The sequence below is a fragment of the Bacillus sp. RIT 809 genome (assembly GCF_016892495.1).
Classification (GTDB): Bacteria; Bacillota; Bacilli; order Bacillales; family Bacillaceae_G; genus Bacillus_A; species Bacillus_A cereus_U.
This window is the reverse complement of sequence record NZ_JAFEMR010000002.1, coordinates 99,830-119,718: the sequence shown is the minus strand read 5'-3', so window position 1 is coordinate 119,718 and position 19,889 is coordinate 99,830. Positions and strand designations below refer to the sequence as shown.

The following is a 19,889-nucleotide window of genomic DNA, read 5'->3' as shown; positions in this document are numbered from 1 at the left end:
GCATAGTGCTTTACTTACTCTTTTTTCTTTTCTTTTTCTTCCGCTGGCAATTTCGTAATTGTTGTAGCATCTCCTAAATTACTTATTAATCTCCTTAAAAAAATTAAAACAAAAGATAATGGCAATACTACGGCAAGTATTAATAAGATAGCCTCCATAAAGTAACCCAAGCACTCATCCCCTTTTTTTCCGCTCCCTCCCAATATATGAAAGTAACATTGTCACATATGCACCAATCATACAAATTAATACCGTTCTTTTTGACAAATTTATAACAAAAACAAATCGTAATGATTATTATTTATTGCAACTTTCATAAAGATGTATTATACTAGGTTCGCAAACTAAAACGTAATTATTCCGTTTTGTATTAAGACGATATTTTCTTCTTATATTTGGAGAAAATATAATTGTAAAAAAGAAAAGAGGAGAATTATATGCCTAAAAAATTAGCTCTATTTTCATTTATACTTATTTTCACACTCATCTTTGCTGGATGTTCTAACAACAAAGATGGTGCAGCGAAAAAAGATGGGAAACTTTCTGTTTATACAACCATTTTCCCACTCGCTGACTTTGCAAAAAAAATCGGTGGTGATTATGTAAATGTAGAAACAATTTACCCACCTGGTGCGGATTCTCATACATTTGAACCAAGTCAAAAGCAGACTGTACAAGTTGCGAAAGCCGATTTATTTGTTTATAACGGCGCAGAATTAGAACCATTTGCCGAAAAAATGGAAAAATCATTAAAAAAAGAAAACGTAAAAATTGTAAATGCATCTAAAGATATCGAACTTCGTGCTTCATCTGAAGAAGAGCAGCACGATCATGGAGACGGTCATAAAGAAGATGAACATCATCACGATAAAGACCCACACGTTTGGATAGATCCTACTCTTGCGATGAAACAAGCAGAAAAAATTAAAAATGCACTTGTAGAATTACAGCCTGAACATAAAAAAGAGTTCGAAAAAAACTTTGCAGCACTACAAACAAAATTTACTGATTTAGATGATCAATTTAAAGCTGTTGTTGCAAATGCAAAAACGAAAGAAATATTAGTTTCACATGCAGCTTATGGCTACTGGGAACAACGATACGGTTTAAAACAAATTCCAATCGCTGGAATTTCAGCATCTGATGAACCATCCCAAAAACAGCTTGCTGACATTACAAACACAGTAAAAGAGCACGGTCTAAAATATATTTTATTTGAAACATTCTCTACTCCAAAAGTAGCATCAGTTATTCAAAAAGAAACAGGTACAAAAATTTTACGCTTAAATCACCTTGCTACTATTTCTGAGGATGATGCAAAGAACAATAAAGATTACTTCACATTAATGGAAGAAAACGTAAATACTTTAAAAGAAGCAACAAGCTAATCAACTATATTTTCTAGGCAGCTGAATATGTCATTCAGCTGCCTTTTTATGTATTTATCCTTGACTTGACCGAAATAACAAGTAAAATTATCCATATTAGCTTTTAAGCTATAATAATTTAGAAGGTGAGTTGGAACTATGAATCTTCACATTTGTGAAGTAACAGCAAATAATTGGCGTTCAGTTGCTGCTTTAGACGTAGCAAAAGACCAGCAGCAATTTATTGAAAGCAATGCGTTTTCTTTAGCAGAATCATTATATGAAGAAAACGGAACGTCAGTAGGCTTATATGACAAAGAAACACTCGTTGGATACGCAATGTACGGTTGGTATTCCCAAAAGCATGAAAGCGTATGGTTAGATCGTTTTATGATTGATCAGCATTTTCAAGGAAAAGGATATGCAAAACGTTTCCTTCGTTTACTAATCCAATATTTACAACAAAAATTTGAATGTAAAATAATTTATTTAAGTTTACATCCAGACAACAAACACGCAATGGGACTATATGAGTCATTTGGATTCCGCTTAAATGGGGATATTGATGATGAGGGCCCAGTTGTAGGTGTTGTAATGGAATTACTAATAGATGAAAATACAAGCCTGTGAGAACAGGCTTGTATTTATACGTTTATCAATGTTATATTTTCTATTTTTAGTTTCTTCCCCTTATATACTTCATTTTTGCAATCTAGTATTATCTCATTGAAATGCTCATAAAAAATAAGCCTGCGATTTACGCAGACTTATTTCACACATTCTTCAAAATGTTCTTGGAACCATTCTTTATTAATATCTTTTCCGATGAAAACTACTTCACTCACTCGCTCTTCGCCCTCTTGCCACTCTCTATCGTACGAAGCAGCAAACAGTGTATGTACACCTTGGAAAACGATACGTTTGTCTACTCCATCAATAGATAAAATTCCTTTGTAGCGATATAAATACTCCCCTAGTTCTTGAACGACAGCTGACATCCATTCATTCAATTTTTGTAAATCTAACGGACGTTCTTCACGTAGTACAAACGATTTTACACCTTCTAGATGGTTATGTTCTGTATGAGGGTAAATTTGTAACGTATCTTTCGTTTTAAACGTTTGAATTTGTAGTAATGATGGAATATCTACCTCACAGTTAGTCGCCTCGATTAACTTTGCAGTCGGGTTAATTCCTTGAAGTTCGTGCAAGAGATTTTCTTTCTCATTTTCTTCAATTAAATCTAATTTATTAACTAACACAACATCAGCAAATGCAATTTGTTCTTTTGCTTCTAGTCCCTTTTCAAAATGTTTATGTATATGGTAGCTATCTACAACTGTTACAACACCGTTTATTTGGTACGCTGATTGAATAACTGGATCTAAAAAGAAAGTTTGAATAATCGGACCTGGGTTTGCAAGACCCGTTGTTTCAATTACTAAACCATCAAAGTCCATTTTCCCTTCTGCTTTTACGTCCAGTAATTGTTTTAAAGCAACGAGTAAATCTTCACGCACAGTACAGCATAGACAACCGTTTGTCATTTCCATAATTTCTTCTTCAACGTTCATAATTAATTGATTATCGATACCAATTTGCCCTATTTCATTTACAATCACCGCTAATTTCTTACCGTGATCCTCTGATAAAATTCGATTTAATAATGTCGTTTTCCCTGATCCAAGAAAACCCGTTAATATTGTTACTGGAATCATTTCTTACCTCTCCTTATAGCTCTATGTTTCTACATTATAGCATATAGAAAAAATCGTTTTTGTAGCAAAACATATTTATTGTATGTACGACCCTGTAACTATATAATAATATGTAGCAAGAAAGCCTTTTCAAAAACATTATCATTCATCAAGGGGGTACTTATAATGGAACGAGTTCAAATGGCCGAAACACTAGAATTTTCTCGTATTATTCAAGGGTTTTGGCGTTTAGCAGAATGGAATATGACGAAACAAGAATTACTTTCTTTTATTGAATCTTGTATGGATATGGGAGTTACTACTTTTGATCACGCTGACATTTATGGCGGATATACATGTGAAGGATTGTTTGGAGAAGCGTTACAATTAAAGCCTTCCTTACGCGAAAACATGCAAATTATCACAAAATGTGGAATCGCTCCCCCATCACCGAAATTTCCAGAGCGATATGTTGCTCACTACAATACGAGTGCTGAACATATCATAAAGAGCGCGGAGGATTCATTACAAAACTTACATACAGATTATATTGATGTATTGCTCATTCATCGCCCTGATCCATTCACGGACCCAAATGAAGTGGCAGAAGCGTTCTCACGCTTAAAGCAAGAAGGAAAAGTTCGTCACTTCGGTGTTTCTAACTTTTTACCTTCTCAATTTAATATGTTAAGTTCATATTTAGATTTCCCGCTCATTACAAATCAAATTGAAGTATCTGCGATGCAGCTTGAGCATTTTGAAAAAGGTACGATTGATTTATGCCAAGAAAAACGAATCAATCCAATGATTTGGTCACCTCTTGCTGGTGGAGAAATCTTTACTGGCCAAACTGAACGTGCTGTACGTTTACGTGAAACTTTACAAAAAATCGCTACTGAGCTAGGCGTTGATAGCATTGATACTGTTATGTATGCATGGTTACTTGCTCATCCAGCTAAAATGATGCCAATCGTTGGCTCTGGCAAATTAGATCGAGTAAAAACGGCTACAATGGCAACAAAAGTTAACTTAGACCGTCAACAATGGTTTACAATTTTCGAAAGCTCTAACGGACATCCTGTCCCATAATGTACAAAAAGAAGAGCCGTTACTTTACAGCTCTTCTTTTTCATATGTATTTCTCGTCATTGCAAATACACACATATCTCTTAATCCATTTTCATCTACCGCAACACTCGCACTTTCTAAAATCCCCTCTAATTTAAAACCTAATTTCTCAGGTATCGCTCTACTCTTCTTATTTAGAGAATCACAACGAATTTCTACCCGGTTTGCTTTCAGTTCAGTGAAAGCATACTCCGTTATACCTTTTGCCGCCTCTACCATATAGCCCTTTCCACTCCACCTTGAATCAATCCAATACCCGATTTCAAATTGAGGTATATCCCAATTAATACGATGTAATCCGGCAGATGCAATAAATTCGCCGGTTTCTTTCGAAAACACTAGTAACCTCAAATCTTCTCGCTGCAAAAATTGAATATGTGATTTTCTAATACTCTCTTCTATTTCTTCCTCTGTTTGCTCTTTTTGTGCAAAGACCATCCAAGGCTTTAATTCTTTCATCGAAGCTTGAATTGCTTCATATACAACTTTACCATCACCTGGTTTTGGCATTCGAATTAAAAGCCTTTCAGTATAAAATTCAGAAGGAAAATCGAATAACAATGGATTCAAAGTAAACACTCCCCATAATTCTTTTATATTTAATAATATCCATCTCAAGATATATAGTAAAGTTTTTTCTGAATTTTACACTTTTTACTCATTCACCTCTACTGCCACACGAACTCCGGATTCAATCGCACCTTGAATCCATCCGTGATACAGCGTTGTATGATCTCCAGCAAAGTATATTCTCCCCTCAGGTTTCACAATGACTGGCTGTAATTCAGATTCTTGACCTGCTTGAAAAAGAGCAAATCCTCCAAGTGCATATGGATCTAATGTCCAACTTTTTGATATTCCAGACATGAACTCATCATATACTTGACCACCTAATATTGTTGCTAAATTTTGTAGTGTGTAATAGATACGATCCCCTTTTGATAAACCATCCCATAGTAACGCATCATACGACCACGTATAACTCCCAAGCATAATAGCTGGTCCCTTTGAACCGATTCCATGGCTTGGATAATAAGCATAACGTATAGGAAGATCTGTTATAATTCTCCCACCTAATTGCCCTTGTTCCTCCCAAAAACGACTTTTAAATTGAATTCCTATTTTTGTAGCTGGCATATAATGCAATTCGCGAATTGTTTTCCACTTCGCATGAGATATCGAATCAAATGGATCTACTTCTACAAAGCGCATTGTTGAAAAAGGAATTGTAACAATAACTAAATCGCCAGTTATACTACTATACTCAAAAGTTTCCTCATTTCGGTAATAGGCTGTTACACTATTGGCTTGTTGATGAAGCTTCATTAATTTTTGATTATATATAATATTTTCTTCTAATTGTGGTAAAAAAGACTTTGGTAATCTATCATTCCCACCTATTATTTCGCAAAATCCACTTTCCTCTTGCATAATGTATAAAAATCGTAACGTCTCAACGAATGACCTTTCCAAAAAACCTTCTAAATCTAATAGAACACCAATCATCTCGATCGTTACCGGTGAAAAATACGTATTATATTGATAAGGATGATACTTTAAAAATTGACCTGTAGAGTATCTCCCAAAATCCTTTACTACAATATCCCAATTTTTATCTGGATTTTTTTTAATAAAATTTATAATTGGCTGTACTGCTAATAATAATAATTCTTCAGATGTTTTCCCAACTTCATTCATTTCAACGGGATATCTTAAAATACTTGGATCTTTTTCGTATTGTTTTAATGTCGTTTTCCGACCATTTACGTAGATGATATCTGTCTCATTCCTATTCATAAAAGGGCTCACCTGTAGCCCAAACTTTCTTATATATGCCATCGTTAATGTATGCGAATACGGAATTCTCATTGCTCCAACATCTAAATATAATCCGGTATCTTCCATTCTAACTGTCTCTATACGGCCACCTACCCGGTTGTTTGCTTCAAAAATCTTCACTTGATGTCCCGCAGCCTTTAATAAAGATGCCGAAACTAATCCCGCCATACCAGCCCCTACTACAATAATTTGTTTCGGGTGTGTCGTCTTCTTCAATCCTTTATCTATAACTTTTAACGTTTCATCCATCTCAGTGTTAAACATTATATCTTTCTGCACAATTCCACCCCTTACTTCATAAAGTGAAACTTTAATCAGTGGGGGTTTTGTTCATCCCCCACTGATTATTAGTTGAACCAATCGGGCGTTTACGGGCAGTTGATCTCCCACCTACCTTCTTTGCTCCAGCCGCATTTTGAGGTGGGAGTTTTACTGCCCGTTAATGCGGGATAAAATATGCATTAGTGGTTTAGTGCATTTTATTCATAAGTTCCTATAAACATAACACCATAGCAATTGGAATATTCACTAAAAATACATAAGGTATAGCTCTCGCATCTCCCCATGCTTCATATAATAAGGAAACGGTAAGGAAGGAGTTAGATAAATGAAACATACTTACGACTACCACACTACAAAAAAGCATTTAGAATTAAAGAAAGAACAACTATGCAACAAACTTAGTAGTATGAAACTATCTGAAAAAGAACGTGAACAACTAAAACTTGAGATTGATAACTACGAATATATATTAAACTTAGTCGAAATGAATCATTATGAACGAGGATTTTCTCGTTAAAAGCGGATATAATATCACCCTCTTTTTTGTGTGAGCATTTCACTACGCATTTTTCGTAAGTAAATATATAATAGAATGTACATTAAGATTGAGAGGTATATTCTATGATCAAATTAAGTGTATTAGACCAATCACCTATTTCAGATGGTAGCACAGCAGCCCAAGCTATTTCACATACAGTTACGCTTGCACAAGAAGTTGAGAAACTCGGATTCACACGTTTTTGGGTATCCGAGCACCATAATTCAGTTAGCTTAGCTGGTTCAAGTCCAGAAATACTCATTTCACATATTGCCGCGAAAACTGATCGTATTAGAGTTGGTTCTGGTGGTGTTATGCTGCCACATTATAGTCCATATAAAGTTGCCGAGAATTTCCGCGTTCTAGAAGCACTTTATCCAAACCGCATCGACCTTGGTGTCGGGAGAGCACCTGGTGGTATGCCGATAGCAACTCGCGCACTTCAAGAAGGTAAAATGGTCTCACTTGATCAATATCCAGAACAAATTGCAAATGTTGCTATGTACTTACATGATCAAGTACCAGAAAACCATCATTATGCAAATTTAAAAGCTACTCCAGTTATCCCAACATCTCCTGAAATGTGGATGCTCGGTTCTAGCGGAGAAAGTGCAATGATTGCCGCAAAGCAAGGCGCTTCTTTTGCATTTGCACAATTCATTAACGGATACGGTGGCCCTGAAGTAATGAGGGCTTATCAAGAACAATTCCAACCTTCCTATTTAGGTGATAAACAAAAATCAATCGTATCTATTTTTGTTATTTGCGGAGAAACAAATGAAGACGCGGAGAAGATAGCATCAAGCCTTGATTTATCGATTTTACTATTAGAACAAGGAAAACGGACTACTGGTACTCCTTCTATCGAAACTGCTCAAAATTATTCGTATAGTGCTTATGATCTATTCCGCATAAAAGAAAATCGTCAACGTATGATCGTCGGTGATCCATCTTCTGTGAAAGAAAAAATATTAAACTTAAGCAAAGCGTATAATACTGACGAATTTATGATTGTCACGATTACTCATCAATTTGAACATAAATTAAACTCTTATCGCCTATTGGCAGACGCTTTTAATTTATAATAACGAAAGGGAGATGCATCACATATGATGCATCTCCCTTTCTTACTACCAATCAATTGTTTTTGCTTCCTATATATTCAATAGCTTCTTTTAATAACTCCTCAAAATTATGAGGATAATCATGATTTAAGTTAGGCACAACTTTATACTTATGTTCTATATTTTTATCCTTTAATAACTTTACAAATTGCTGTGTACATTCGAAACAATCTTCATCTTGATCCCCACATATTATATATCCTTTTATGCTTTTATCATGTAATATTCCAATCATTTCTTCCCATTCTTCCATTTCCGGGAGCCACGGTGCCACAAAAATAAAACCGTTCACTTCTATTTCACCTTGTAACATGGAATGTAACGCTACTCTTGCCCCAGCAGAAAAGCCACCAATAATAATATTTCCAAATGTTTTATTCACTTTAATCTTATTGTAATGTCCTTTTAACTCTTCTCTTCCTCTTTCGATATTATCCCAAACATATCCATCTGAAAATTGAATTTGGGAAGATTGAGGCAATGCCAGCATAAAACCTTGTTCCATTACAGAGTTCCAATATGGTTCTATTATTTGTATATTTTCTTGATCCCCATGCAGTGTTAGTAGTAGATTTTCATTTTGTTTGCTGTATTTATATTTCAGGTCTGCTTGTTCCGATTTCTTTGCTAATTCTTCTCTTTCTTTACATAATTGAACCATTCTATGAAACTCTTCAAATTTATGTAGTGGTTTTAAATCATCATCGGAAATTAAATACTCACTTCCGTACCAAAATCCATTCTCTATAATGGCTTCCTTCATTAAATACATCGCTTCTTCTTCAAGTCCTGCAGCACTTGCTAACGCATATTTAAAATTATATATTTGTGCTTCATTACCCATTACATCTTTAGCGTTTTTCATTATGTAAGAATACGCCTCAAAACTTCCTTTATTTGCATAACAATCTAACGTTTCATTTAATAACTTAATATAAGTCATACTATTTTTCATATAGAAATTCCCCCGTAACCTTTTATAATAATTGTTTCTCCAATCTTCCTATCATTCTAGGGTCACGGTATAAGTAGGTGAATTCTACAATTCAACTTAACAATACCTGATTCTCAGAATGATATTTAATAATTAATGTATGTATACGTATAATACACCACTCCTTCCTATCCACTGGTTGTAGTATAAAACGAAATAAACTGAAAAATCAATATTTTAACAAAAAAAAGACAACAATATATTATTGTTGTTCTCATAACATCTTACCCACTATTCTTTTTTTCTTATCTGGTTTACTTGAAACTAAATAATGCTTTTCTGAAATATATAAGTTTCTTTTTAATATACGATTTAAATATGGTCCTAATTTCACTCCGCATATGAGGCGATCTTCGCTATCTTCAACAATTGGGAACATTTCTTTTTCTGTTACATATTGATCTACGGCCTTTTGTACGATATCAATTTCTTTAACTAGGTTTAAATTTTCTTCTGTATGTTCAAATACTTCAAGCGTTTCCTTCGTTATCAGAAAAAAATTTGTTGGAAATGCAGGTAAATAAGGCTTTAACAAATCATAATTTACTGTGTAATCATCATTTACTAAGACTGTATAAACGATATTAGCATTCGTTTCTAGAAACTTAGCCATCGCTTGTTCTAATTCATCTTTCGTAATTTCCCTATCTTCTTTTCCAGTTCTGAAAAAGCGAAACATCGTATCGCCTCCTTTTTACTATATTATAGCATAAAAGAAAACTGAAAAATTATAAAAAACTCTATTGAAAGAATTTTTCGATAGAGTTTTTCTGTAATCAATTTATGTTTATTTTAAGAATGCACTTAACATCCATACATGTTGTTCTAATGTCGTATGAATTGCTAATAGCATATCAGCTGACGTTTCATCACCAGCTTCACCAGCTACTTCCATACCTTCTTTTAATTCTTGAATAAGTGCAGAAAAATCGTTTACTAAAGTTTGTACCATTTCTTCTGCAGACTCTTTGCTTGTCCCTTCGATTACAGTTGAAGTTGCTAAGTACTCTTTCATTGTCGCTAACGGTTTTCCTTCTAACGCTAAAATACGCTCTGCTAACTCATCAATGTACGTTCCTGCTTCATTATAAAACTCTTCAAATTTCTCATGTAATGTAAAGAAGTGTGGTCCTGTCACATACCAATGATAATTATGCAGTTTCACATATAATACATTCCAGTTTGCTACCTGCTTGTTTAATACTTCAACAACATTTGTTTTCGTACTCATACAATCCACTCCTCTTATCATGTTACTATCTTTTAATAACCTAACGTCATTTTACCATACATTCCCTATTCTTCCGAATAAACAGCTTACATGTAACAAGGTTTTAACACCTTTAATATTTCCCTACTCTCATATAATTCATGTATTCTTTCAACTACTTCATATGTCTAATTGTCCAAGCTCACACATATGCATAATAGTAAGTCAAGCTCATCATAGAAGAAAGAGGGATAACATGGACAATCAACAATGGCAAGTAGCAAAGAAAGTCGCTGCTACTTATATCGGAACTGTCGTTGGAGCTGGATTTGCTACTGGACGAGAAATTGTTGAATTTTTTACAGTTAATGGATTGTACGGGACCATTGGCATATGTATAAGTGGATTTTTTTTTATTTGGCTCGGTACAAAGATGATGTTACTTTCATCACAGATCGGGGCATTTTCAGCGCAAGAATTTAACAAATATTTATTTGGGGATGTATTTGGAAATGTTGTAAATACTTTATTATTACTCGTATTATTTGGCGTAACTAGCGTTATGTTATCAGGAGCCGGGGCGGTATTTGAAGAACAACTCCGTCTCCCGAGACAACTTGGTATTTTCATCACAGTCATCGCCTGCCTCATTATTGGGAGCCGAGGGTTACAAGGTGTTTTTGAAGTGAACACACTTGTCGTACCTATTATGATGATTTTCATTATCGGACTTGCTATTACAACCTTTATTCATGGTACAACTCCTATTATTGAAACTGTTCCTACAGAAAGTTGGAATATGAAATGGATTACTAGCCCTATTACATATGTCGCATTAAATCTTTCTCTCGCCCAAAGTGTTCTCGTCCCATTGGCCAGTGAAGTAAAAGATCGAAAAGCTATTTTATGGGGTGGCATTTTAGGAGGTGCGGGACTTTGCTTTATTTTATTATGTAGCCATTTAGCAATATTATCAGTTGATCAATTTTATCAATATAACATCCCAATGGCTGAAGTTGTAAGAAGGTTTAATGCAACTTTCCATTTTTTCTTTGTTCTTATCATTTTTGGTGAAGTATTCACAACATTAGTTGGGAATATATTCGGAATGACAAAACAAATGCAATCCATTACCGGATGGAAAAGTAATAACATTATTTACTTCATATTACTAATTAGTTATTGCTTTAGTTTCATTGGATATAGTGAATTACTTCATATTCTATACCCTATTATCGGTTGGGTGAGCATCATTTTACTACCGATTATTGCCTTTAAACAACTTCAAAAAACATGAAAAAACATCCGTGTATACGGATGTTTTTTCATGTTCATTCACAGTCTTCACATACTTCCCAGTACGGCCCCATTTCTACTGCAAGGTATGGCTTTAATTGCAAACGAATCATTCGACTTGGCATGCGTTCTAATACGAATTGAATGCCTTCTTCCTCTTCATCTAACTCAACTTTTGAAATAGCAATTCTTTGCATAGTAGTAATAGGGCTTCCATCTTTATATAAAGTGATTTTCACCTCATCATACTCATTAAAATACAATTCAACATTCATTTGCTTTTTTAACATTTCATCAACAATTTCATAATTATCATTTTGTTCCTGGATTATATATTTCCAGCCGCCTCTATCCAATTCTATCGGAGCTGCTTGGAATAATGTCATCAAATCCTCGTATAGCATAAGATAACCCCTCTCTTACTAAAAAACGATGAGTATTTTATATACCCTTTATCTCTATCACTATCCATGTTTATTGTACCATATATCACGAATCTTACCGCACTCATTTGCTTTATATACACATACAAAACATATAGTATTTTCAGTTCACTCTCTATTCACTAATACGTCCTCTTACTGATAACTTATCACTTTCCTTATTTCCTACACACTACTTATACCTCTTACAAAAAACACAAAAAAGAAGAGTAATTTATATCACTCTCCTCATAAGACTTTTCCTGTAGCTACTAATGCTAACACTATAATTAAACTGGCAAATAATAGTGATACAATTAAACTAAAAATCGGTAATATTTTCTTTTCATTCTTCTTAGATAATAACCTTAAACTAAGAATGATATTTAATGGGACAAATATCAAATAAAGATATTTAACAATTTGTAATGAACTATTTGAAAGTGTTTTAAATACAAACACTTCAATTAAAAAAGCAACAAAGAATAAAATACTTAACCAAAACGAGACATGGCTAAGCCAAGAATGTCTTTTCGTTCCCCAATACACTCCCATACCGATCTCCTTTAAACGTAGTCTATATTATATTAATTATACACCCGCTTAACAAATTCCTCTATTTTTCGACAAACATTACATACATTGAACCTCTAATCCGTTTATCAGCTAAAAGACTGTCTCTAATAGCACTAATGCTATTTTGAGACAGCCTCCCCTTTTTATACTTTAAATCTTTCAATTAATACTTGTAACTCTTCAGCCATTTGAGCTAGTGTACCAGCTGCAGAACCAATTTCCTCCATGGAAGCTAGCTGCTCCTCAGCTGACGCTGCAACACTTTGTGTACTCGTCGCGTTATTTTGTGCTGTCATTGCAATTTGGCCAACTGAAATGGATACTTCATTTGCACCTTTTGACATTCCATTAGCCGTTTCAACCATCGTTTTAATTTGATCAACAATTTCATTTGTAGATTGTAAAATCTCAGCAAAATTTTGTTTCGTTTCATTTGCAATAACAAGTCCAGATTGCACTTCTTCATTTACATTATTCATAGACTTTACTGTCTTGCTCATATCGTCTTGTATTTCACAAATTAATTTACTAATTTCACTTGATGATACACTAGATTGTTCTGCTAATTTTCGTACTTCATCAGCAACGATTGCAAAGCCTCTTCCATGCTCACCAGCTCTTGCAGCCTCAATTGCTGCATTTAAAGCTAGAAGATTTGTCTGATCTGCAATATTTTGAATGACTTCTAAAATATCACCAATTTGCTTTGATTTGTTATTCAACAACTGAATAACAGCATCTGACTGTGAAACAGATTCCGCAATAGATTGCATTTGATTTACTGTTTTTCCAACTAGCTTTCCGCCATCTTCTGCTTTTTCGCGAGTGTGAGCAGAAGCAGTATTAATAGATGATGAGCTATTTGCTACATGCTGAATCCCTTCTGTTACATCAAACAGTAACATAGCACCATTTTCTACGCTTGCGGTTTGCGTCGTTGCACCACTTGATATTTCATCCATTGCTGATGTAATTTGTTCAGTCGCTTCACTCGCCTGTCTCACACTTGCTGTTAACTCTTCAGATGCAGCTGCAACATGCCCCGCTGAAGTATTAATTCTTCCAATTAATGTACGTAGTGAATGAGTCATCTCATTAAAACCTTTAGCAAGTTGTCCAATTTCATCATTTGAATGTATTTGAATCGTTTGAGTTAAGTCCCCTTCGCTTATTTCTTTAGAAGTGACAACTAATTGTTTTAAAGGTTTGGTAATAGAAAGTGTCACGAAATAAATAAGCGCTCCGCCTACAACTAATGAAATAAACATTACAATTAACATATTATAAAATACAGGTTGAGCAGCTTCAACTACTTCATTTGAATACATCGTCCCCGCAATTTTCCAACCTGTTTTTAAATTTGTCGCGAATACCATTTTCTTTTCACTACCACCATAAGTGTATGAAAAAGTGCCATGGTTATCTTCGTATATTTTCTTTCCCCAAGAATCATCTGCCTTGTCACCCGATTTTTCTTGAGGGTGAGCAATTATTTTTTGTTTTCCATCTAAAATGAAAGCATAGCCTTTTTTACCAATATTGATTAACTTTGTTGTTTTTAATAAATTATCTAAACTTAAATCTACCGCAATAACACCATTTTTATCTTCAGTTTGTTTTGCGATTGTTACGACAATATGTCCATTCCCTTTTGCCTTATATGGTTCAGTGACAACAATTCCACCTTGCTTATTCACTGCATCTTTATACCAAGAACGCGCTGTTGGATCATAATCTGCTGCCATTTGTATATTTGGTTCTTGTACAAATTTTTTATCGTTTCCAGCGACATACACTTGTTCTACATCTTTGTTCAAACTAATATATTGGGATAATGTTTTCCTTAGTTCATCCTGATTATCTCCTTGATACATATCACTATGAATCACTCGTGCAAAATTATTTACATCGTTGAATTTCGCTTCAATCATTTGATTGATTAAATTATCCAATATTTTTATATTATCCTGAGCGCTACTCATAATTTGTGATTCAAAATTCTTTTTAGCTGTTTGATACGACATGCCCCCAATAATAGAGACTGCCGCAATTAATATAACAAAAAATGAAATTAATAGCTTTTTTGCTACTTTCATATTTCTAAACCAACTTACTAGTTTACTCATTATAAACCTCCTGCATTTCAATATTAAGCTTTAAAGATTAAATAGAGCTAATTTTGAATATATTCCATTCCTTAGTTTCTATTTTTATAACTTGTTTTGATGAACACTTTGTAAAGTTTAAACAAATTAATTTCTTTTGTCTATATATACGAATAACATTATTATAAAATTTACAAATACAAAAAAACCAAAGGAACAAGCCCTTTGGTTTTTTACATTTTTTTATGTTGTTTAGAAACCTTTTTCCATCTCTCTCGTTCCGCTCTTGCCAGAGTAATGTTTTGTTTTCTCATAACATATGCCAATTCTCTTTGCAGTTTTTTATAGCTTAGTAAGCGCTCTACGGGTATAGTTCCGTTATCTATAGCACTTCGCACTGCACATCCTGGTTCACCTTCATGTTTACAATCTCGAAAGCGGCAAGTATTTGCAAGATCTTCAATATCGGAAAATGTAGTTTGAATTGCCGCGCTTCCTTCCCAAAGCTGAAGTTCCCTCATACCAGGCGTGTCAATTACTAAACCGCCACTCGGTAATTGGAACAATTCACGGTGAGTTGTCGTATGCCTTCCTTTACTATCTTCTTCACGTATATCTCCAGTTTTTGCTACATCTGTTCCTATTAATGCATTTAACAAAGTAGATTTCCCTGCACCTGAAGATCCAACTAAAGCAATTGTTTTTCCTGGTGAAACAAATTGTTGCAATGATTCTATTCCGACATACACTAAGCTATCAACAACAAATATCGGAACACCGATTGCTACCGCTTCAGTTTCTGCAATTTTCTGTTCCACATCTTCACATAAACTACTCTTCGTTAAAACAATAACAGGCATTGCACCGCTCTCATAAGCCACCAGCAAATAACGTTCCATCCTTCTTACGTTGAAATCATGGTTAAGTGCATTCACTAAAAATAGATAATCTACATTTGTTGCGATAATTTGTTCTTCAGTTCTGTTACCAGCTTCTTGTCTTGAAAAAGAACTTCTTCTCGGAAAAATACGGTGAATAATTGCCTTTTTCTCATTTTCTATTTTCTTTATATACACCCAATCACCAACTGCCGGATAATCCCCCTTCGTTAACGCTTCATGCCGAAACTTCCCAGACAGTTCTGCCATATATTCACCGTCACTACAAATAATCCGATATATATGCTTATGCTCAAGTAAAATACGCCCTACTTCATAATTCTTCTCTACAGCTTGCTCTTCAAAAAATGAATCCCAGCCGAACGATTCTAAAATATTTTGATTCAAATAAATATCCTCCCTAGTTTGTACTAAGTGGAAGGATTGCGAACTATCTTATATAATATCGCCCTTTCCATCCACCTTTGTATTTGATTTATTATTCATATCAGTCATATTCGCCATAATACATCACTCCGTTCTAATTTTAATTACTCTCATTATATGGAATATCTCATTAAAAAGCTACATCATTTAACGTAATTTTCAAATAACTTGTTTTTTAACATTTTAATTTGTCCACGATGACTAATTTCATCTTCTAGCACGTGAAACCAAAGGTAGTGCTGATTATACGCTACGTCATTAGGCCACTTTCTTTCTGACATTAGCCATTCATCATCCTGTTGTCTCAAACACTCTATTGTTTCCTCTCGAACTTTCTGTAAAAGTTGTACATAATACTGTATTTCATAACCACGGATAGATCTCCCCGCTTCCCCTAAATACAGTGCATCTTCCCATATTTCTAATTCTTCTTTTGTAAAATCACGATTTTGAAAAGAAATAAGCTGATGGGCTTTTTCTATAGCCGCTATATGCTTTAGTAAAGCACCAATTGAATTCTCACCACTCGGCATTATTAAATCCAATTGCTCCACTGCTAAATCCTCTATTTCCTGTAATGTTACTGCCCGCGTATGCTCCATCATACTTACAAGTTCCCCTATATTTTTTGTATAACCATCTACACTTCTTATTCGATAATCTATATACATTTCACGCACCCCTTTCTGAATTCATATTAATGAAAAAAGGCTTCATATAATAGACTGAAATATATCAGATTTTTCTGTTATAATTAAATTGAACAAGCAATTAGCCAGAACAAACTTTCTCAATATGCTTATATAAAATTTAAAAAGGAATATATATTTAGTAAACGAATCTTATTCACTAAAAGGAGTGGATTCGATGGAAATGTATCAATGGCTAACTGCTGTTCTTGTTGGTGGCGTTACTGGCTTCGTTTCCCATCTGATCAATAACCAAGGTAAGTTATTGCTTCCACGCCGTTTAAAAACGTTTTTCCACTTTGGGTTTTTAACCGATATATTTACCGGTAGCCTAGCTGCACTTCTTGGACTTGTTTTATTCGATGTCACCTTAATTAAAGAAATAATAAAAGTATCTATTGTAACCGCTATTTCAGGCCAAACATTTTTACTTCATCAAGCTCTAGGTGGTGAACAGGCTAAAAATTCACAAATTGGGAAAGCTGATGAGAAAATTCAAGAAATTGACAAATTATTACGACGTTAATCTATACTTTCTTTAAAAATTATTGTTATAATGAAAAATAAATATTTTCTATTGCGTCGTTTGTCAGAAGAAAGGGTGTTTCGTATGACAAAAAAGAAAATAGAAGATTTCTTAACAAACTCCGAAAAAGAGGAACTGCTAGAAAACTATAAATGTTTACGAGAAGCCCGCACAAAAAGCGAAGCTAATTATTTTGGTGAAGCAGTAGACCATCTATTAAATAAAGTAAAAAAACGAATTGCTGAAGAAGCAGGCATACACGATGAAAATGCAGCAACTGTGCAATCAAAGAGAAAAGCACTGTTTTAGCTAAAACAGTGCTTTTTATTACGCCATTTTTCACATTACTTTCACATCTATTTCACAAACATACGCACTCCAGTATAGTAAGCTAAGTATATCCTTTTCCAAGGAACTATATACCGATATATAAATCCCTATCTCTGTAGGGATTTTTTATTTTTTTGTAGAAAAGAAGCTCAGCGTTAAAATACTCACCTCTTCCCTTCTAATCTTCTAATGTATATTCAATTTGCCGCATATCCTGTTCATTCAATAAAACGTCCACCGCTCTTACACTTTCTCTTATCTGCTCTGCTCGCTTCCCGCCAGGAATAACAGTATCAATTCCTTCTTTATTTAATAACCATGCTAACGCTATATGCTTTAGTAAAGCACCAATTGAATTCTCACCACTCGGCATTATTAATTCCAATTACTCCACTGCTAAATCATCCATTTCCTGCAATGTTACCGCCCGCGTATATTCCATCATACTTACTATATACAGCCCTGTGCTATAAATTAGCTACAAAACCATTTACACAAAATATTTATGATCCCACAATTACTTTTTCACCCGTTAGGAATACATGCGCTTAATTCTTTTTTACTTTATTTTTGCACTGGGTCCTTTTGACACTTTAAGGATTTGATTACATTTTATACACAGCATTAATATAGGACCACCCACCTGTTTCAATTCCCGTAGTTGCTTATGCTCACAATTCCCCATATTATTACCTCCCCTATCATATAATTAGATAATTTTGTAATCACCGTAAAACTACCAGGTCCCTTCCTTTTCTGCTTCAAATATTTCCTTTTACCATTCTCTATTTCCCTCTGGCCATTCCTAATTTAAAGTCTGAATAAAACGTTTAAACGCCGATATCCCTTCTTCGTCTCGTTTAAAAACACCAGCATCTTCAAGCGCCTGTACAAATTTCCGTCCCACTTCTTCTTTTACAATATCCTGTACATTTTGTTCATTTATCCGATTGCCATATTTGTTTTTTAATTGTTCTGTCCATCGTATATGATACGATGGAATATCACTTGGAATATCAAGTAAGAATTTTCCCACTTCCTGAAGCTCTGTTTTTAAACGGGCAGGAAGTACAGCTAACCCCATTACTTCAATCAGGCCGATATTTTCCTTTTTAATATGCTGTATTTCCGCATGAGGGTGGAAAATACCCAGCGGATGTTCTTCACTTGTACAATTGTTTCGCAAAACAAGATCCAATTCGTACATGCCATTCCGGTGGCGTGCAATCGGCGTAATCGTATTATGTGGAATTTCATTCGTAAATGCCAATATATTAACAGAAGGGTCACTATATCCCTTCCACCTCTCTAATATGTACTCCCCTGCATTTACTACTTGTTCTATATCGTTACTTCTTAAGCGAATAACTGACATGGGCCATTTAACAATAGAACATTGGATTGCTGGAAAGTTGGTTAGTTCAAAGATTAGGTCGTTCGATGCATTTGCCATAGAAAATTCATAGTTTCCACCTTGATAGTGGTCATGTGTTAGAATAGATCCTCCTACAATTGGCAAATCTGCATTGGAACCAAGGAAATAATGTGGGAATTTTTCTACAAATTTTAACAAACGTAAAAATGTTTGACGGTCAATTTTCATATCTCGGTGTTCTGAGGCCAATACAATACAGTGTTCATTGTAGTATATGTACGGAGAATACTGTAGAAACCATCTTTCATCTGTAAGTTCCATATGAATCATACGATGATTCGAGCGTGCAGGATGTCCAATTCTGCCCATATATCCTTCATTCTCAATACAGAGTAAACATTTTGGATAACTCGTACTTTCCAATACTTTTTCTCTTGCAATTTGTTTTGGGTCTTTTTCCGGCTTTGATACGTTAATCGTTATATCAATGGTACCGTATTCCGTATTTACTTTATAATTTATATTTTTGGCAATTTGCTTCATTTGGATATAGTTGCTGTTTTTACTTGATTCATAGAAGTAATCTGTCGCAGCCTTCGGATTTTTTTCGTATTTTTCATAAAATAGAGCATTGATAGCGGACGGTTTGGACATAAAAACGTCCATAATTGTACTTGCTAAAATTTCCTTCTCGTCCAGTACTTCCTCAATGACTTTATGCATACAAGCATATTCAATTAACTCTTCCAATAACTCCGAAATTGCTTTCTTTGCAGGCGCTGACGCTTCCACTACAAAGTCATCTAAACGAAGTAAGGAAAGGATTTTATTCCTTGTATATATTGCATCTTCTTGTTCAATCAATTGAACTTCAATTGCACTATCAATTAACTGCTGGATAGCTTGATATATCATCAGTATATACCTCCTCTAACTTTATAGCGGTTTATGTTGTTACGATGCAAGTTCTATGTACTTTTTATAATTTTATGAACAGACGTATGGGATAACCACCATTCTAATATACGTTTTGCTTTCTCCGAAGAAGCTATTAGCATACTTGAAT

General features: G+C 34.4%; 21 protein-coding genes and 1 pseudogene. 8 read left to right on the top strand and 14 right to left on the bottom strand.

Features of this window, described 5'->3' with window-relative positions:
• Window positions 1-14: 14 nt before the first annotated feature.
• A complete protein-coding gene (locus JTF23_RS02880; protein ID WP_157383767.1) occupies window positions 15-170 on the bottom strand; it encodes a hypothetical protein in 156 nt (51 codons plus the stop codon).
• Window positions 171-437: 267 nt separating this feature from the next.
• Here JTF23_RS02880 and JTF23_RS02875 point away from each other — a divergent pair, with 267 nt between their 5' ends.
• Window positions 438-1,388: a metal ABC transporter substrate-binding protein gene (locus JTF23_RS02875; protein ID WP_204208053.1), complete on the top strand. Its 951-nt coding sequence runs from the start codon at window positions 438-440 to the stop codon at window positions 1,386-1,388.
• Window positions 1,389-1,526: 138 nt separating this feature from the next.
• Window positions 1,527-1,997, top strand: a complete 471-nt coding sequence (locus JTF23_RS02870; protein ID WP_016104610.1) for a GNAT family N-acetyltransferase — start codon at window positions 1,527-1,529, stop codon at window positions 1,995-1,997.
• 137 nt (window positions 1,998-2,134) lie between these two features.
• Here the strand turns inward: JTF23_RS02870 and JTF23_RS02865 are convergent, their stop codons facing one another.
• Entirely contained in the window at window positions 2,135-3,085 is a 951-nt protein-coding gene (locus JTF23_RS02865; RefSeq protein WP_002158207.1) for a CobW family GTP-binding protein, read from the bottom strand.
• A 165-nt stretch (window positions 3,086-3,250) separates the two neighbouring features.
• On the opposite strand from JTF23_RS02865, the gene JTF23_RS02860 reads away from it, so the two are divergent.
• Window positions 3,251-4,153 (top strand): aldo/keto reductase, encoded by a 903-nt coding sequence (locus JTF23_RS02860; RefSeq protein WP_204208052.1) that lies wholly within the window; start codon window positions 3,251-3,253, stop codon window positions 4,151-4,153.
• A gap of 24 nt (window positions 4,154-4,177) precedes the next feature.
• Here the strand turns inward: JTF23_RS02860 and JTF23_RS02855 are convergent, their stop codons facing one another.
• Window positions 4,178-4,762, bottom strand: coding sequence for a GNAT family N-acetyltransferase (locus JTF23_RS02855; RefSeq protein ID WP_002200781.1), 585 nt, complete (start codon window positions 4,760-4,762; stop codon window positions 4,178-4,180).
• An 84-nt stretch (window positions 4,763-4,846) separates the two neighbouring features.
• The gene (locus tag JTF23_RS02850; RefSeq protein ID WP_204208051.1) at window positions 4,847-6,310 is read right to left on the bottom strand and encodes a flavin monoamine oxidase family protein; all 1,464 of its coding nucleotides are present in this window, start codon (window positions 6,308-6,310) and stop codon (window positions 4,847-4,849) included.
• A 328-nt stretch (window positions 6,311-6,638) separates the two neighbouring features.
• Here JTF23_RS02850 and JTF23_RS02845 point away from each other — a divergent pair, with 328 nt between their 5' ends.
• Window positions 6,639-6,830, top strand: coding sequence for a DUF3896 family protein (locus JTF23_RS02845; RefSeq protein ID WP_204208050.1), 192 nt, complete (start codon window positions 6,639-6,641; stop codon window positions 6,828-6,830).
• Window positions 6,831-6,934: 104 nt separating this feature from the next.
• A complete protein-coding gene (locus JTF23_RS02840; RefSeq protein ID WP_204208049.1) occupies window positions 6,935-7,936 on the top strand; it encodes an LLM class flavin-dependent oxidoreductase in 1,002 nt (333 codons plus the stop codon).
• A gap of 52 nt (window positions 7,937-7,988) precedes the next feature.
• On the opposite strand, the gene JTF23_RS02835 is transcribed toward JTF23_RS02840, so the two are convergent.
• The 3 genes from JTF23_RS02835 to JTF23_RS02825 all read right to left on the bottom strand — a co-directional run bounded on the left by JTF23_RS02835 (window position 7,989) and on the right by JTF23_RS02825 (window position 10,200).
• Window positions 7,989-8,930, bottom strand: a complete 942-nt coding sequence (locus tag JTF23_RS02835; RefSeq protein ID WP_204208048.1) for an alpha/beta hydrolase — start codon at window positions 8,928-8,930, stop codon at window positions 7,989-7,991.
• 253 nt (window positions 8,931-9,183) lie between these two features.
• Window positions 9,184-9,648, bottom strand: a complete 465-nt coding sequence (locus JTF23_RS02830; protein WP_002158214.1) for a DUF3939 domain-containing protein — start codon at window positions 9,646-9,648, stop codon at window positions 9,184-9,186.
• A gap of 108 nt (window positions 9,649-9,756) precedes the next feature.
• A complete protein-coding gene (locus tag JTF23_RS02825; RefSeq protein WP_002200786.1) occupies window positions 9,757-10,200 on the bottom strand; it encodes a Dps family protein in 444 nt (147 codons plus the stop codon).
• 235 nt (window positions 10,201-10,435) lie between these two features.
• On the opposite strand from JTF23_RS02825, the gene JTF23_RS02820 reads away from it, so the two are divergent.
• Window positions 10,436-11,476: a YkvI family membrane protein gene (locus tag JTF23_RS02820; RefSeq protein ID WP_002158216.1), complete on the top strand. Its 1,041-nt coding sequence runs from the start codon at window positions 10,436-10,438 to the stop codon at window positions 11,474-11,476.
• A gap of 34 nt (window positions 11,477-11,510) precedes the next feature.
• Here JTF23_RS02820 and JTF23_RS02815 read toward each other — a convergent pair whose 3' ends face one another.
• From JTF23_RS02815 to JTF23_RS02795, 5 genes are all read right to left on the bottom strand, one after another.
• The gene (locus JTF23_RS02815) at window positions 11,511-11,879 is read right to left on the bottom strand and encodes a DUF3979 family protein (protein WP_002118522.1); all 369 of its coding nucleotides are present in this window, start codon (window positions 11,877-11,879) and stop codon (window positions 11,511-11,513) included.
• Window positions 11,880-12,146: 267 nt separating this feature from the next.
• Window positions 12,147-12,452 (bottom strand): hypothetical protein, encoded by a 306-nt coding sequence (locus tag JTF23_RS02810; RefSeq protein ID WP_204208047.1) that lies wholly within the window; start codon window positions 12,450-12,452, stop codon window positions 12,147-12,149.
• A gap of 164 nt (window positions 12,453-12,616) precedes the next feature.
• Entirely contained in the window at window positions 12,617-14,599 is a 1,983-nt protein-coding gene (locus JTF23_RS02805) for a HAMP domain-containing methyl-accepting chemotaxis protein (RefSeq protein ID WP_016104600.1), read from the bottom strand.
• Between the two features lie 212 nt (window positions 14,600-14,811).
• The gene (gene rsgA, locus JTF23_RS02800) at window positions 14,812-15,864 is read right to left on the bottom strand and encodes a ribosome small subunit-dependent GTPase A (RefSeq protein ID WP_204208046.1); all 1,053 of its coding nucleotides are present in this window, start codon (window positions 15,862-15,864) and stop codon (window positions 14,812-14,814) included.
• A 182-nt stretch (window positions 15,865-16,046) separates the two neighbouring features.
• The gene (locus JTF23_RS02795) at window positions 16,047-16,574 is read right to left on the bottom strand and encodes a DinB family protein (RefSeq protein ID WP_204208045.1); all 528 of its coding nucleotides are present in this window, start codon (window positions 16,572-16,574) and stop codon (window positions 16,047-16,049) included.
• Between the two features lie 196 nt (window positions 16,575-16,770).
• Between JTF23_RS02795 and JTF23_RS02790 the strand changes: the two genes are divergently transcribed.
• Window positions 16,771-17,118, top strand: coding sequence for a DUF4257 domain-containing protein (locus JTF23_RS02790; protein ID WP_002158224.1), 348 nt, complete (start codon window positions 16,771-16,773; stop codon window positions 17,116-17,118).
• Window positions 17,119-17,202: 84 nt separating this feature from the next.
• Window positions 17,203-17,427 carry a hypothetical protein gene (locus JTF23_RS02785; RefSeq protein WP_204208044.1) on the top strand — a complete coding sequence of 75 codons (225 nt, stop codon included), beginning with the start codon at window positions 17,203-17,205 and terminating at the stop codon, window positions 17,425-17,427.
• Between the two features lie 199 nt (window positions 17,428-17,626).
• On the opposite strand, the pseudogene JTF23_RS02780 reads toward JTF23_RS02785, so the two are convergent.
• Window positions 17,627-17,788: pseudogene (locus tag JTF23_RS02780) on the bottom strand (aldo/keto reductase); the annotation flags it as partial.
• A 465-nt stretch (window positions 17,789-18,253) separates the two neighbouring features.
• Complete coding sequence (galT, locus tag JTF23_RS02775; protein ID WP_204208043.1) at window positions 18,254-19,738, bottom strand: UDP-glucose--hexose-1-phosphate uridylyltransferase; 1,485 nt, start codon at window positions 19,736-19,738, stop codon at window positions 18,254-18,256.
• Window positions 19,739-19,889 lie beyond the last annotated feature (151 nt).